Origin of the sequence: Nocardiopsis kunsanensis DSM 44524 (assembly GCF_000340965.1) — a bacterium.
GTDB classification, from domain to species: Bacteria; Actinomycetota; Actinomycetes; order Streptosporangiales; family Streptosporangiaceae; genus Nocardiopsis; species Nocardiopsis kunsanensis.
The window spans coordinates 17,608-31,783 of sequence record NZ_ANAY01000035.1 but is presented as its reverse complement, the minus strand read 5'-3'; the positions used below and the strand labels follow the sequence as shown (position 1 = coordinate 31,783).

Sequence of the window (14,176 nt, the reverse complement as noted above, 5' to 3'; positions counted from 1 at the left end):
ACGATCAATCCGACCGACCCCATGACCACGAGGACGCTGAACCTGTGGAGGCCGATCCCGGAGGCCATGACGCGGTCCGGGCCGAGACCGCGCGCCGCCTGGAACGATCGATGGGCCGACTGGGCACCGCGGCCGTGGTGAGCATGGAGGAGCGCCTGCCCTGGTTCCGGCGTATGTCCGCCGAGGACCGTTCCTGGATCGGGCTGGTCGCCCAGTCGGGGGTGGCCGCGTTCGTCGACTGGTTCCGCAACCCTGTGCGCGGGCGCCCGGCCATCACGGTGGAGGTCTTCGGCACTGCCCCGCGTGAGCTGACCCGTTCGGTGTCGCTGCAGCAGACCGTGGACATGATCCGTGTGGTCATCGACGTGGTCGAGGGCCAGGTCGATGCTCTGGCCGCCCCTGAGGGCGCCCAGCAGTTGCGTGAGGACGTGCTGCGTTACACCCGGGAGGTGGCGTTCAGCTCGGCGAAGGTCTACGCCCGTGCCGCCGAGGCCCGGGGGGCCTGGGACGCGCGCCTGGAGGCGTTGATCGTGGACGCGCTGCTGCACGGCGACCACCAGGACGGGCTGCAGACGTGGGGGTCGGCGCTGCGGTGGTCGCAGACCCCGGTGATCGCCGTCGCCGGCGACAGCGGGGAGGAGGACGGCAACAAGATCCTGGACGATCTGCGCGGGGCGGCCCGCCGTATGGGCCATGACGTCATCGCCGGGATGCAGGGCGAGCGTGTGGTGCTGGTGGTAGGGGTCGGGGAGCGCTACTCCGAGGGCGCGCTGCCCGCAGCGGCCGCCGAACCCCTGGTCGGCCTCTTCGGACCTGGGCCCGTCGTGGTCGGTCCGGTCGTGCCGGACCTGAGAACCGCGGGTGCTTCCGCCCGCGCGGCCGTCAGCGGGTTGCGTTCGGCGACGGCCTGGCCCGACGCGCCCCGTCCGGTCCTGGCCGAGGACCTGTTGCCCGAGCGGGCTCTGCAGGGGGAGGGGAGCGCGCGCCGCCAGCTGGTCGAGGAGGTCTACCGCCCCCTGCTCGGTGCGGGGTCACCGCTGCTGGACACCCTCTCGGTGTACCTTGAACACGCGTCCTCCCTGGAAGCCACGGCACGCATGCTGTTCGTCCACCCGAACACCGTCCGGTACCGGCTCAGCCGCATCGCCGAACTGACCGGCCACACCCCGTCCGACGGCCGGGGCTCCTTCGTGCTCCGTATCGCGGTCGCACTGGGGCGGCTCGGTGAGACCGAGCACGGGTGAGTGCCACAGCACATGATTCGAGTGGAACCTCACAGGTCACAGGAACGTCCCACGAAACAGGCGTGATTCGATCGTTGCCTGAACCTTCTGTCCGCTTATCGCACTTTCATCGGTGTCGGGTAGGTATGTAACTGACCGTACGCGCCCGGGGACGACGCGAAAAGGGATAGCTTTGTGACGAGCGGAGTACCGCCGGTGGCGCGGTGACCGGATCCGGACCTCGGGCGAGGGCTATCGCACCGCTTCCGTCTGTGACGTTCTTGGGGGATCGAAACTGTGGTCGAACGACCGGGGACAGGGGGCCGGATACTACGGCCCGTGACCAACTACGTGCTGGAGCCGACGCAGGAGGGCCAACTGCGTCGCCGGGTCCTTTTCTGGCTGCCCGCGCCGCTGCCCGTCCTGGGGCTGGTCGCCCTGCTGGTGGGCGGCGCGCAGTCGGCGTCCGGCTGGACCATCCTTCTCGCGGCGAGCGTGGGTGTGGGCACGCTGCTGCTGGCTCTCGTCGTCCACCCCACACCACTGCCCGAGGGGCTCACACCCCAGGTCTCCTCGCGCCGCTCACTGCACCGTTTCCGCCAGTTCACCGGGCTCCGTATCGCCCTGGCGCTGGTCCCGGTGGTCATCGGTGCGGCCGCCTCGGTCATCGGGGGCGGCATGTATCCGCTCTACGCCGCGCTGGCACTGGCCTGGCCGCAGATCCTCATGGCGCTGCCGACCTTCTTCGTCGTCACCCGGGCACGGCGCGCCATGGAAGCCTGGGGGACGACCGCTTACCTGTGGCACGCGCTCTCCCGCCCGGCCAAGGTCAGCTGGCCCGTCGTCACCCCCGCCCGACGGGTCTGGAGCCAGTGGCGGCATGACCGGACCAAGGCGCGCGCGGTGGCGCACCGTGAGTCCGAACTGCGCCGGTCCGAGAAGGCCGAGCGCGATCAGGCCCGTGACCCGCACGTGGTCCTGCCCCACCCGGACCAGGTGACCACGGCACGCATCCCGGTCCTGCCCGAGGACACGGCCGCTCAGGACGACGGTTCCCAGCAGCAGGACGCCGGTTCCGACGGGGCGAGGACGGAGGTCTCCACGACCGATGCCTCCGCGACCGACGGCCCCGGGGCCGAAGACACCGGGGACACGGGCGAAGAGGCCGCTGCCCCCGACGGGAGCGGGAACAGGGAGGACAGGGAGGGGATCGAGCCCACTGCCCTCCTGCCCGCACTCGATGCGGAGGCCCGGACCGCCGAGACCCCGACCACGGGCACCGGCTCCGAGCGCACCGCGGGCACCCTGTTGGAACGGGGAGGCGCACCCTCCCAGAGGGTGCGCCGGAACCGGCGCGGGTCGTTGCAGTCCACGCGCCGCCCGCGCTCCCAGAAGCCCTGAAGCACGACCCCTGAGGGCAGCAGCGACGCGGCCCGCCGGTTCGGTTCCGGCGGGCCGCGTCGTCGCGTCGGGCCTTACCAGTCTTGTCCGAGAGCGCTCCGGCCTTCAGGCCGGAGGTGAATCGGCTCTCATCTGCGCGGTGGGTTCTCGGCCGTGTACCTGCTGTGTTGCCGGCGGGTGAGAACCGAACCCGTCGGCACGTCGCCGCCGGGCGGTCCGAGGCCCTGAACGCCTGCGGAGGCAGGGTAGGACCCCGTCTTCCGGGTGGGGCACCGGCCGGTGAGACAGGAACCGGCGGACTCCGCGAGACGCACCGCGCCTACAGCCGAAAGGCTGGAGGGATCCCCGGGGAGGACGTCAAAGGCTCGTGCTGAAACGCACCCCGGGAGCGGCGTCGGGCCCGCCGTTGGGGCAATGGTACCAACGGGCCTCGGCCTCCCGGCCCCGCAGGAGGACCTCTCCGATGGTGTTGCCGAAGTAGGGACGCCTCTCCAGAGCCCAGCGCAGAGCCGGCGGCGCGACCCGCGCCAGCCGGGACATGATGCGCCCGGCCAGGTGGAGGGGCCGGGTCGTGGACAGCCGTGCCGTGCGGCGCAGGTTCGCGGGCATCCGGTTGCACAGAGGTGAGGAGACCAGCTGGGCCACACGGGAGGAGACCTCCTGGCCCTCCCGGGGCCGGGCCCGCGCCATGTAGGAGAAGTGCACGTCGCCGCTGAGCAGCAGCACGGTCGCCGGGGCAGGGCCGCGTTCGCCGCGCGCAACCGCCAGCACCGTCTCCGCCAAGCGGGTGAACGAGTACTGGAAGGCGCCCCAGTGCTCCAGGTCCAACCCCTGGCGCAGGCGTTCGGCCGGGTCCCGCAGCCACTCGCCCCAGGCCCCCGCGCACACGGCCTCGTTCCAGGCCTCGAGGTGGTGCACCGCCGGGGGCAGCAGCACCGGGACCGTGGAGACCACCACGACGTGGTCCGGGCCCCCGGTCAGGTGCTCGTCGACCCACTCGTGGCCCTCGGGTCCCAGGATCGACCGCGACCCGTCGGAGGGATCGCCCTCACCGAGGGCGCGCGCACAGCGGGTGTCGGTCATGAGGACCCGTACCCGGCCCACGTCGACCCGGTGGCTCCAACGGTAGGAGGAGGGGTCCTCGTGCGCCCGCCACGCGAACCCGTCGACCACGTCCCCGGCCTCGCCCTCGCGCTCGCGCACCCGGTTCCACCACGGATCCTTCTCCCGCGCCTCGGGGGAGAGGTTGCCCAGGTGCTGGTACACCCAGTAGGCACCCAGACCGTGGGTGACACGCTCGTGCCACCAGGGCAGCCGGTCCATCGCGCGCCGCCAGGCGGCCGAGGTGTTCCAGTCGTCGCGGACGTCGTGGTCGTCGAAGACCATCAGGGTGGGCACGGTCGACAGCAACCACCGCACCTGGGGATCGCTCCAGGCCTGCCGGTACAGCTCCGCGTACTCGCTGTAGGCCACCACCTCCTCGTCGGGGGAGGAGAGGTCGGTGCCGCGGGACCGGCGCAGGTACTCACGCATCGGTTCGCGCACTTCGTCGGCGTAGACCTGGTCGCCGATCAACAGCAGCAGCAGGTTCCCCTCGGGCTTCTCCTCCGCCAGACGCCGTGCAGTGGCGCGCAGCATGTCCGGGCCGCGGTCGACCACCCCCTCAGGGGTGTCGCCGGTGGGTACGTGGCAGGACCCGTACAGCAGTCGTGTGGGCGCCCCTGGATCGGTGGTGCGCAGTTCACTCGAGGGCAGGGACGAGGTGGGGTCGGGCCAGACACGGTCCTCGTCGAGGAAGACCTCGTAGGGCGAGGCCGTTCCCGGGCGGAGCCCCTCGATCTCACACACGGCGTAATGGTGGCCGTGGACGGTGAACGTCCGTGCGGTAGCGGTGGTGTGTTCGCCCACACGGACCCGTACCCGGCAGGGAGCGTCGGTCTCGACCCACACGGTGGCGGTGGTGGGACCGACGTGCCGCAACAGGGGGCCCAGACGCAAAGAAACAGTCATGGTTTCCCCTCCTTTTTCCCAGGTTCGCACACCTGGAGCAGGGGTCGTTAGCCGCGGCAGGAAGCCGCTGGTCCGGCATCCCTCCACAGTCATGACGATCGATGGTTGCACGAAGGCCCGGCCTGCGCGAAGGTGGCGCTATGCGGACACAGATCCTCGAGCTGCACACCGGAGGGTCGGAGAGCATCACCGACATCACCTCCCAGTGTGCGGACTTCGTCGCCGGCTCCGGCGACGGCCTGCTCCACGTCTTCGTCCCGCACGCGACCGCGGGCGTGGCGATCATCGAACTCGGGGCAGGCTCCGACGACGACCTGCTCGCTTCCCTGGACGATCTGCTGCCGGCCGACGACCGGTGGCGCCACAAGCACGGTTCGCGCGGCCACGGACGGTCCCATGTCATGCCGGCCTACGTCGCGCCCCAGACCACGGTCCCCGTCATCGGGGGATCACTCGGACTGGGCACGTGGCAGTCCGTGGCGGTGGTGGACCTGAATGTGGACAACCCGGAGCGACGGGTGCGCCTGTCGTTCCTGACGTCGGCGTGAATACCCGGGGCCCACAGGGCCGGCCGGCAGGGTTCGCCCACGCGTTGACGGGACATGTCATAGCGTGTGAACTAGGCCATCAGCGATGGTGAAGGACCTACGGACCCACACCGCGGGCGCAACGCCCGACATCGTTGAGACAACTGCACCGGGCCTCCTTGCCCGGGCAGAACAGACTGACAACATCCATTTGTGGAGGAGAACTTTCGTGAGCGCGACCGCGGGCCAGGCACAGAGCGAACGCGGCTTGGCTGACCGACTCGGATTCAAGCCGGGTCAGGTGGTGCAGGAATTCAGCTTCGACGACGACGTTGACGAAGGCCTGCGCGCTTCCATCGTCGAACTCACCGGTGAGGAACTGGTCGATGAGGACTTCGACGGCGATGTCGACGCGGTACTGCTGTGGTGGCGGTCCGACGAGGAGGAGGAACTCACCGACGCGTTGATGGAGACGGTCACCCAGGTAGCCGACGGCGCCACCATCCTGGTGATGACGCCGAAGGCCGGACGTGACCTGCACGTCTCACCCAACGACGTTGCCGACGCGGCCGGGACCTCCGGCCTGTCCCAGACCAGCGCTGTCAGTGTCGGCTCGGACTGGTCGGGGACCCGACTGGTCGTGCCCAAGCGGTAACGGGCCTTCCGAACGACCGGCCCGCCACCGGTGCCGCGCGCCCCACAGGGCGGGCGCGCGGCGCTGAGCGACGCTTGCACGCCGCCGACACGAACGAGAGCATGACGAACACCGCAGCGGGCGCCCGAGCGCCCGACTTCACTCTGGACGACCAGCACGGCCGTCCCGTCACCCTGTCGGCTCTGCGCGGCGGCCCTGTTCTCGTGGTCTTCTACCCGCTGGCCTTCTCCGGCGTGTGTTCGGGAGAGCTCACCGAACTGGCCGGGCTGTACCCGCGATTCGCCGAGGTCGGCGTCCACGTGTTGGCGGTCTCCGTCGACTCCACCTTCGCCCTGCGCACGTGGTCGGACCGGGAGGGTTTCCCGTTCCGGTTGCTGTCGGACTTCTGGCCGCACGGGGCCGTCGCCGAGGCCTACGGGGTCTTCGACGACAGGCGCGGTGTGGCCCGGCGCGGCACGTTCCTGCTCGACACCGGGGGTGTGGTGCGCTGGAGCGACCACACGCCCGTCTCCGAGCCCCGTGAGATGGGCCGTGCCCTGGAACAGGCCCGCTCTCTCGTCTGAGGCCCGGTCCGCAGCCCTGCTCCGGCCGCGGTCCGCCCCGGGTGTGCGTACCGGGTCCGCTCCGGGATACCATGGCGGGCCTGGAGACTCTCCCCGGGAAGCCGGTGGGTTCCGAGGCGGGCCGACATCCGGGCCCGCCCTTTCTGGGGGAACGGTTCGGCAGCACGCCGAAGGAGAGGTATGATCTCCAGTCGACGCCGGGGCGCGTAGCTCAGTTGGCTAGAGCGGTTGCCTTACAAGCAATAGGTCAGGGGTTCGAGTCCCTTCGCGCCCACTTCGCAACGACCCTGTCCGGGGCCTTCGGCCCCTGGGCAGGGTCGTTCTCTGTTCCGGGGGCGCTGGTTCGAGAGCCGGTGCCCCGCCCGGTCAGGTGAACAGTTCCACACCCGCGGCAGTGGTCGCGGCCAGGGCGATCGCCCACAGGGCGTTGCTCACCGTGGTCCAGAACGCCACCTTGTGGCGCGGGGCGCCGAGCAGTACCGCGAACAGCACGGCGAAGTACATCCCAGACAAGAACGGCCCCTGCAGGGCCAGACCGGGGACCCCGAAACGCTCGAAGGCCTTGCGCACGCGCGCTCCGCTGCGCGAACCCTCGCCGATGGGCCTGCCGCGGCGGCGCTCCCACCATTCGAGCAGTCGGGCCGATCCGGAGATGACGGCGACAGCGGCCGCCGTGTTGCCGATGAAGGCCACGACTGCGACCGTGACCGGGTTCAGCCCCATGGCGACCGCCGGGGGGATCACGAAGAGTTCGAGCCACGGCACCACGGAGCATGCCAGGACGAGCAGGTGGGTGAGGACGTCGTTCAAGGGTGCTCCGTGCGGGGAGGGGCGAGGGTGCTGTGCGGGGTGGGGTGGACCCGGTTCGGTCCTCGTCCCGCGTGTTCGGCCCCCGTCAACGATCTCAGGTCAGCTGCGAGCTCCGGGAACGGGCCCACCCCTGCTCCTCCTCGCGCAGTGGGCCCGCGCGCCCGCCGAGGTGGAAGCCGGCGCCGCGCTGGGCACGTTCGGACCCGCGTTTGCGCAGCGCCTCGGCGGCCGACCCGCTCAGCCGTTGTTCGACGGCGGTGCGTGTGCTGCCGAAGACGGCCCCGACCACGGTCAGGACGTTCACGGGGTCCTCGAACACGGGGTGGAAGGCCGTCACCACCGGGCAGGTCCCTCCCTGCCCGTCTCCTCGGTCTCACACCAGGGCCAGGACCCGACTGGGCGCCCCCGAGGCGTCCTCGCCCGGCATGACCCCGACCGTCAACACCGCCCCCCGTGGGGGGAGCCGCTCCAACCCGGTCAGGCACTCCAGCCCCCACCGGTCGGCCCGCCCGATCACCTCGTGAGCGGGAAAGTCCGTCGAGGTCCCCGGGTCACTGCTCAGCGTGTCCACCCCGAACCCGGACACACCCCGCTTCTCCACCAGGAACGCACACGCCTCGGCCCCCAGCCCCGGAAAGTGCCAGGTTCCTTCGGTGCCCATGCCCCGTACAGCGGCATCACCCTGCTCCCACTTCGTGCTCCACCCCGAGAACATGAGTACCGCCGACCCCTCGGGCACAGGGCCGTGCGCGCGCTCGTGCTCGAGCACGTCCTCGACGGTGACCACCGTGTCGGGGTCCTGCGCTGCCCGCTCGCGCACGTCCAGGACCACCGCGGGCACCACCAGTTCCTCCGGTGCGATGTCGGGGACCAGCCGGCCGCCGCCGACCACGTGCCCGGGAGCGTCCAGGTGGGTCCCCGAGTGCTCCAGGAACGTCCACCGGTTGAAATGGAAACCCACCTCTCCCTCGGGCAGGGCCGGGGCGACCGTCTCCCGGGTCGGTTTCTCCTCGTCGAAAGTGGCCGTCGTCGGAGAGAGCACGTGGCTCAGATCCACCACCCGCCCGGGCCGCGACGGCCACGCCGGGAGCCCCGCCTCGGGCCGCGCGGGTTCTGCGTGGACCGGGCCTCCGGTGCGCGCACGCACGGTCTCGCCGGTTCCGTTCAGGCACATGGGCTCACTCCTGGTGCTCGGGTTCCTCGGGCCTTCGTTCCCGGTGCGGGACGGTACGGGCCCACGGGGTACGGGGACACGCCACATCTGCACCAGCATGTTCGCACCCCGCGGTGTGAGACTCCATGAGGGTGATCGAATGGCGGAGGGTTTTCCCTTGAGTGAGAGCGAACGTGTCTTCGAGGACCTGCTCTGGGCCGCGCACGCACACGGACCGATCGAGGCCCTGGAGCTGGCCGACCGTTACGCTCATGTGCTGGGTCTGGCCCGGGTCACCGTGTACCTGGTCGACCTGCAACAGCGGGTCCTCGCCCCCCTGTTGAGCGGACCCGAGCTGGAAGTGGACACCACGACGGCCGGAGAGGCCTACCGCTTCGAGTCCATGCGCCTGGTCGAGGGGGGAGCAGGGGCTGGAACTGTGGCTGCCGCTCATGGGCGGCGCCGACCGCATGGGTGTGTTGCACGTGGTCGCCGGATCCCTCGACCAGCCCACCCTGCACCGTTGCCGGACCCTGGCGTCCCTGCTCTCCCTGATCATCAGCTCCCAGCACGTCCACAACGACGGCTATCTGCGACGCGTCCGCAAACGCAACGTGGACCTGCGCACCGAGATGCTGCGTGCCTTCCTGCCGCAGCGCTCGGTCGGTACCGGCCGAGGCGTGTCCACCGCAGTGCTGGAACCGGCCTACGAAGTGGGCGGTGACGCCTTCGACCACGCCATCACCCGCGACATCCTGCACGCGACCATCCTCGACGCCATGGGCCACGACCTCGCCTCGGGGCTCACCGCGGCAGTGGCCATGGCCGGTGCGCGCAACGCTCGCCGTAGCGGCGCCGGCCTCACCCAGCTCACCGGCAACGTCGGCAGCGCCCTCTCCGAATGGCTGCCCGAACGTTTCTGCACCGGGGTCTTCTCCACCCTCGACCTGGTCGGGGGTGTGTTCTCCTGGGTCAACTGCGGGCATCCCGCGCCCCTGCTGATCCGGCGCCAGGAACTGGTCGGCGGGGCCCTGGACCGGGCCGCCGAACCCCCGCTCGGCCTGGGGCTGGGGGAGGACCGCAGCTACGCCCTGCACCAGCTCCAGCTCGAACCCGGTGACCAGATCCTCCTGTACACCGACGGGGTCGTGGAGGCCCGCGGTCCCGACGGTGAGATGTTCGGCCTCGAGCGTTTCGTGGAGTTCATCATCCGCGCCACCGCGGGCGGGGAACGTGCGCCCGAGACCTTGCGCCGCCTCATCCAGGACATCCGCGACTACCAGGAGGGCCACTTCACCGACGACGCGACGATCATGCTCATCCAGTGGTGGCCCGCGCTCCGGATCAGTGGCGACGCTTCCGGTCCCATCGACGCCCGAGACCGCTGACGGGGCCGAAGGGGGAGGAGGCCGGCCTTGAGCAGGGGACGGGTCGGGTGGGTCGGTGGTCGGCCGGTGGAGGGGTGGTAGGTGGGGCGGGCCCGATGGAGAAGTGGCGGGGCTCCTGGATGACCGGAGCCCGGTGGGTCACCCCGGCACCACGAGAAACCCCCACACCACCCAGCCCGCACCACAAGACCCCTCCACCCCGTCGACACCTGGGGCCGTTCCGCGGTACTCGCCCTTATCGGGACTGCACACGGTACGCATTAACCTCGGAGCGAAGAAAGGGGATGGTATGCGGGTTGTGGTCATCGGTGCCGGCGTCGGCGGACTGGCTCTGGCTGCCGGGCTGGTCGAGCGCGGTATCGGGGTCGAGGTCCACGAGAAGGACGAACGGCTGCACACCGGCGGGGCCGGCGTGGGCCTGTACCCGAACGGGGTGGCGGCCCTCAACGAACTCGGTGTGGCCGTGGACGACCTGGGACGGCCCATCGACGTCATGGAGACCCGGGACCCCGAAGGGCGCCCCGCCCTCAACATCGATGTCGCGCGCATCAGCGAGCACTTCGGGTTCGTCGCGCGTACCGTACCCCGGCGTGCACTGCTCGACCGGCTCCACCACCGTCTGCCCGAAGGGGCGCTCCACCTGGGCCGTGAGTGCGTGGGGGTCCGCCTGCACGCCGACGGCACCGCCAGTGCCGTCTTCTCCGACGGGACCCGTAGCACCGGCGACGTCGTCGTGGGGGCCGACGGGGCCGGTTCGGTGGTACGTGCCCAACTGCTGGGCGAGGATCCCCCGGCGATGGGACGTTGGGCGAGCTGGCAGGGGCTGAGCACTCTCGACTCACCCCGCGCGGGCGGGCGGGTGGCCTCCCTCACCCAGGGGCGCCAGGGCATCTGCGGCATCATGCCGGCCGGGAACGGGCTGGTGCACTGGTGGTTCGACGTGCGCTGGCGGCGCGGGCTTCCGGTCACCGACGATCCCGTCCCGGTGCTGAGGGAGCTGTTCTCCTCCTGGAACGACCCCGACGTGCGGGCCGTACTGGAACAGATCGAGAGCTCGCAGACCAGGTTCTTCCCGCACCTGAACACCCGTGTGCGGGGCAGGTGGGGCCAGGACAACACGACCCTGCTGGGAGATGCTGCCCACATCTTCCCCCCGGCCACCGCCCAGGGCGCCAACCAGGCGTTGGAGGACGCCTGGGCGTTGGTGACCGCGCTCGGCGACAGCGGAGCCCGCGCCGACCCCGCTTGGGCACTGCGCCGCTACGAGGAAGTGCGCCACCGCCCGGCTGCGGTCGCCTCCTTCGCCTCCTCGCTCAACGGGGTGCAGCGCATCCGGCTGCCCCGACTGCCCGTCCGCGGGCTGCGCGACCTGCCCGGCAACACCGCCACACGCTGGTTCGGCGGGTACTTGTCGGCGGTGAGTAACGTGCTGACCGGACAAAGGCCCTGAGGCAGCGGTAGGAAAGGTCAACCCGGGTACCAGCCGGTCGGTATGCTGGCGGGGTTGACTTGATGCCCGCGACGAGGCGGGGACACGAAGTGAGGCAGGACATGGCACAGGCGCGTGACGGCGAGGACAGCGACAACGGGACGGGGACGGTGCCCGAACGGCTCCTGGGATCGGCGACCCGGCTCTTCGCCGAGCGCGGTTACGAAGGCACTTCCGTGCAGGAGATCGTGGCGGCCGCCGGTGTGACCAAGGGCGCCATGTACCACTACTTCGGTTCCAAGGACGACCTGCTCTACGAGGTCTACGCCCGTGTGCTGCGCATGCAGACCGCCAACCTCACCGAGATCTCCGGCCGCGACGAGCCCGTCACCGACCGGGTGCACGCAGCGGCCGCCGATGTCATCGTCACCAGCGTCGCCAACCTCGACGACACCGTCATCTTCTTCCGGTCCATGCACCAGCTGGAGGCGGAGAAGCAGCGCACCGTGCGGGCCGAGCGCCGCAAGTACCACGAGCTCTTCCGGTCGATGATCGAGCAGGGCCAGGCCGAGGGGACCTTCCGTGCCGACGTGTCCGCCGACCTGGTCGTCGACTTCTATTTCGGCTCTGTGCACCACCTGAGCACCTGGTACAGCGAGGACGGCCCGCTCACCGGCGCCGATGTGGGACGCCACTTCGCCGACCTGCTCATCTCCTCCCTGAGACCGACCGGCTGAGGCCGCCACGGGGGCGCGGGACGGAAGAGCAGGCCCTGCCGTCCCGCGGGAGCTCAGCGGTACTTGCGCAGCTCGGACCGGCCGAGCGAACGCAGGTGCACCTCGTCGGGGCCGTCGGCCAGGCGCAGCGAACGCGCCCCCGCCAGCCATTCGGCCAGGGGCAGGTCCTGGCTCACCCCGGCGGCGCCGTGTGCCTGGATCGCCTTGTCCAGGATCCACTCGACCGTACGCGGCGTCGCGATCTTGATCGCCTGGATCTCGGTGTGGGCGCCCTTGTTACCCACCGTGTCCATGAGATAGGCGGTCTTGAGTACCAGCAGCCGCAGTTGCTCGATGGCCACCCGCGCCTCGGCGATCCACTGGCGCACCACACCCTGGTCGGCCAGGGGGTGGCCGAACGCGGTGCGCTCCAGGACCCGCCGGCACGTCAGCTCCAGCGCCCGCTCGGCCATCCCGATCGAGCGCATGCAGTGGTGGATGCGGCCCGGTCCCAGACGCGCCTGGGCGATCGCGAACCCTTCGCCCTCACCGCCGATCAGGTTCTCGGCCGGCACCCGCACGTCCTCGAGGACGACCTCGGCGTGCCCGCCGTGGTCACTGTCGTCGTAGCCGTACACGGTCATCCCGCGCTCGACCCGCAGCCCCGGGGTGTCGCGCGGCACGAGGACCATGGACTGCTGCTCGTGGCGCTGGGCCCCCGGGTCGCTCTTGCCCATGACGATGAAAATCTCGCAGGCCGGGTTCAGCGCACCGGTGATGAACCACTTGCGGCCGTTGATGACGTACTCGTCGCCCTCACGGACGATGCTCGTGGTGATGTTGGTGGCGTCGGAGGAGGCCACAGCCGGTTCGGTCATCGCGAACGCCGAACGGATCCGCGCGTCCAACAACGGTTCCAACCAGCGTTTCTTCTGGTCCTCGGTGCCGAACATCGTCAGCACCTCCATGTTCCCGGTGTCGGGCGCCGCGCAGTTGAGTGCGACCGGTCCCAGACCCGGGCTGCGGCCGGTGATCTCGGCCAGGGGCGCATAACTCAGGTTCGACAGCCCGCCGTGCTCGGGGTGCCCGGCCAGGAACAGGTTCCACAGGCCGCGCCGCCGCGCCTCGGCCTGCAGCTCGGTCACCACGGGCGGGGCCGACCAGGGATCCTCGCGCTCGCCCAACTGGCGGGCGAAGGTCTCCTCGGCCGGGTGGACGTGTTCGTCCATGAAGGCCAGGAGCTCGGAGCGCAGCTCCTCGGTCGCGGGGTCGTGAGCGAACTCCATCAGTCCTCCTGCAGTGTGGCGTGAGCGCGTTCGACCAGGAGCGGGACCACCTCGCCCATGTTGTCGAAACCGGCCCCCACGGTCAGTCCCTGGCTGTACCGGTAATGGATGCCTTCCGCGATCACCGCGAGCTTGAAGCAGCCGAAAGCCACGTACCAGTTCAGCCGGGACACGTCGCGTCCGGTCGCGGCCGCGTAGGTCTCCACCAGCTCCGAAGCGCTGGGGAACCCTTCCGCGGAGGTGGCGGGGGAGGGACCGCCGGTGACCGAGTACTCCTTGTAGACCAGCATCAGGCCCAGGTCCACCAGGGGGTCCCCGAGGGTGGCCATCTCCCAGTCCAGGACCGCGGCCAGGCGGCCTTCGTCGGTGACGAGTACGTTGTCGAGCCGGTAGTCGCCGTGCACGATCGCGGGCGCACCCTGTTCCGGCCGGGTCCGTTCCAGGCGTTCGTGCAGTTCGTCGATACCGGGGATGTCGCGGCTGCGCGAGGCGTCGAGCTGCTTGCGCCAGCGCCGCACCTGGCGCTCCAGGAACCCCTCGGGGCGTCCGAAGTCGCCCAGCCCCACCGAGGCGGGATCGACCGCGTGCAGCTCGCCCAGGGTGGTGATGAGTTCCCGGGCGATCCTGCGGGTGCCCTCGGCCCCGTACGGCGCGATCTCGGACTCGGTGCGCAGGGGAAGGCCCTCCACGTGCTCCATCACGTAGAAGGGAGCCCCCAGCACCTCGGTGTCCTCGCACAGCAGATGGGTGCGGGGCACGGGTACGGCGGTGTCGCGCAGACCGGTCATCACCCGGTACTCGCGGGACATGTCGTGGGCGGTGGCCAGCACATGGCCCAGGGGAGGACGGCGCACCACCCAGCGGCCGGACCCGTCGGTGACCGTGTACGTGAGGTTGGACTTGCCGCCGGTGACGACCTCACCGCTGAGCGGGCCCGCGGTCATCCCGGGCGCTTCGCGCTCCAGATGGGTGCGCAGCCGGTCCAGGTCCAGTCCGGGTAGTTCCTCTGTCATCG

14 protein-coding genes and 1 tRNA gene are annotated in these 14,176 nt (G+C 70.5%); 9 read left to right on the top strand and 6 right to left on the bottom strand.

Going from position 1 to position 14,176, the window contains the following annotated elements; all coding sequences use genetic code 11:
• The first annotated feature begins 44 nt into the window (after window positions 1-44).
• Window positions 45-1,244, top strand: coding sequence for a PucR family transcriptional regulator (locus D456_RS0119215; protein WP_017577811.1), 1,200 nt, complete (start codon window positions 45-47; stop codon window positions 1,242-1,244).
• 318 nt (window positions 1,245-1,562) lie between these two features.
• Window positions 1,563-2,624 carry a hypothetical protein gene (locus D456_RS0119210; RefSeq protein WP_017577810.1) on the top strand — a complete coding sequence of 354 codons (1,062 nt, stop codon included), beginning with the start codon at window positions 1,563-1,565 and terminating at the stop codon, window positions 2,622-2,624.
• A 357-nt stretch (window positions 2,625-2,981) separates the two neighbouring features.
• Here the strand turns inward: D456_RS0119210 and D456_RS0119205 are convergent, their stop codons facing one another.
• Window positions 2,982-4,634, bottom strand: coding sequence for a DUF7800 domain-containing protein (locus D456_RS0119205; RefSeq protein WP_026116026.1), 1,653 nt, complete (start codon window positions 4,632-4,634; stop codon window positions 2,982-2,984).
• A 140-nt stretch (window positions 4,635-4,774) separates the two neighbouring features.
• Here D456_RS0119205 and D456_RS0119200 point away from each other — a divergent pair, with 140 nt between their 5' ends.
• From D456_RS0119200 to D456_RS0119185, 4 genes are all read left to right on the top strand, one after another.
• Window positions 4,775-5,182 (top strand): YjbQ family protein, encoded by a 408-nt coding sequence (locus tag D456_RS0119200; RefSeq protein ID WP_017577808.1) that lies wholly within the window; start codon window positions 4,775-4,777, stop codon window positions 5,180-5,182.
• Window positions 5,183-5,390: 208 nt separating this feature from the next.
• A complete protein-coding gene (locus D456_RS0119195) occupies window positions 5,391-5,816 on the top strand; it encodes a DUF3052 domain-containing protein (RefSeq protein ID WP_017577807.1) in 426 nt (141 codons plus the stop codon).
• A 101-nt stretch (window positions 5,817-5,917) separates the two neighbouring features.
• Window positions 5,918-6,379 (top strand): peroxiredoxin, encoded by a 462-nt coding sequence (locus tag D456_RS0119190; RefSeq protein WP_026116025.1) that lies wholly within the window; start codon window positions 5,918-5,920, stop codon window positions 6,377-6,379.
• 200 nt (window positions 6,380-6,579) lie between these two features.
• Window positions 6,580-6,653 (top strand) — tRNA-Val (locus tag D456_RS0119185).
• A gap of 92 nt (window positions 6,654-6,745) precedes the next feature.
• Here the strand turns inward: D456_RS0119185 and D456_RS0119180 are convergent.
• From D456_RS0119180 to D456_RS0119170, 3 genes are all read right to left on the bottom strand, one after another.
• Window positions 6,746-7,189: a small multi-drug export protein gene (locus D456_RS0119180; protein ID WP_017577805.1), complete on the bottom strand. Its 444-nt coding sequence runs from the start codon at window positions 7,187-7,189 to the stop codon at window positions 6,746-6,748.
• 94 nt (window positions 7,190-7,283) lie between these two features.
• On the bottom strand, window positions 7,284-7,526 hold the full coding sequence (locus D456_RS0119175) for a hypothetical protein (protein ID WP_152442618.1): 243 nt from the start codon (window positions 7,524-7,526) through the stop codon (window positions 7,284-7,286).
• A gap of 36 nt (window positions 7,527-7,562) precedes the next feature.
• The gene (locus D456_RS0119170; RefSeq protein ID WP_017577803.1) at window positions 7,563-8,363 is read right to left on the bottom strand and encodes a cyclase family protein; all 801 of its coding nucleotides are present in this window, start codon (window positions 8,361-8,363) and stop codon (window positions 7,563-7,565) included.
• A 431-nt stretch (window positions 8,364-8,794) separates the two neighbouring features.
• On the opposite strand from D456_RS0119170, the gene D456_RS24525 reads away from it, so the two are divergent.
• From D456_RS24525 to D456_RS0119155, 3 genes are all read left to right on the top strand, one after another.
• Window positions 8,795-9,730, top strand: coding sequence for a SpoIIE family protein phosphatase (locus tag D456_RS24525; RefSeq protein ID WP_017577801.1), 936 nt, complete (start codon window positions 8,795-8,797; stop codon window positions 9,728-9,730).
• 289 nt (window positions 9,731-10,019) lie between these two features.
• A complete protein-coding gene (locus D456_RS0119160) occupies window positions 10,020-11,180 on the top strand; it encodes an FAD-dependent oxidoreductase (RefSeq protein ID WP_017577800.1) in 1,161 nt (386 codons plus the stop codon).
• Between the two features lie 101 nt (window positions 11,181-11,281).
• Window positions 11,282-11,896: a TetR/AcrR family transcriptional regulator gene (locus tag D456_RS0119155; RefSeq protein WP_017577799.1), complete on the top strand. Its 615-nt coding sequence runs from the start codon at window positions 11,282-11,284 to the stop codon at window positions 11,894-11,896.
• Window positions 11,897-11,949: 53 nt separating this feature from the next.
• Here the strand turns inward: D456_RS0119155 and D456_RS0119150 are convergent, their stop codons facing one another.
• Both D456_RS0119150 and D456_RS0119145 read right to left on the bottom strand, forming a co-directional pair.
• On the bottom strand, window positions 11,950-13,161 hold the full coding sequence (locus D456_RS0119150; protein ID WP_017577798.1) for an acyl-CoA dehydrogenase family protein: 1,212 nt from the start codon (window positions 13,159-13,161) through the stop codon (window positions 11,950-11,952).
• A complete protein-coding gene (locus D456_RS0119145; protein WP_017577797.1) occupies window positions 13,161-14,174 on the bottom strand; it encodes a phosphotransferase family protein in 1,014 nt (337 codons plus the stop codon). Before D456_RS0119145 ends, D456_RS0119150 begins: the two co-directional genes overlap by 1 nt.
• Window positions 14,175-14,176: the final 2 nt, after the last annotated feature.

Coding starts and splice junctions, on each gene's coding strand:
- D456_RS0119155 (WP_017577799.1), top strand. CDS start 11,282: ATGGCACAGGCGCGTGACGGCGAGGACAGCGACAACGGGACGGGGACG.
- D456_RS0119190 (WP_026116025.1), top strand. CDS start 5,918: ATGACGAACACCGCAGCGGGCGCCCGAGCGCCCGACTTCACTCTGGAC.
- D456_RS0119145 (WP_017577797.1), bottom strand. CDS start 14,174: ATGACAGAGGAACTACCCGGACTGGACCTGGACCGGCTGCGCACCCAT.
- D456_RS0119170 (WP_017577803.1), bottom strand. CDS start 8,363: ATGTGCCTGAACGGAACCGGCGAGACCGTGCGTGCGCGCACCGGAGGC.
- D456_RS0119150 (WP_017577798.1), bottom strand. CDS start 13,161: ATGGAGTTCGCTCACGACCCCGCGACCGAGGAGCTGCGCTCCGAGCTC.
- D456_RS0119160 (WP_017577800.1), top strand. CDS start 10,020: ATGCGGGTTGTGGTCATCGGTGCCGGCGTCGGCGGACTGGCTCTGGCT.
- D456_RS0119200 (WP_017577808.1), top strand. CDS start 4,775: ATGCGGACACAGATCCTCGAGCTGCACACCGGAGGGTCGGAGAGCATC.
- D456_RS24525 (WP_017577801.1), top strand. CDS start 8,795: ATGGGCGGCGCCGACCGCATGGGTGTGTTGCACGTGGTCGCCGGATCC.
- D456_RS0119205 (WP_026116026.1), bottom strand. CDS start 4,634: ATGACTGTTTCTTTGCGTCTGGGCCCCCTGTTGCGGCACGTCGGTCCC.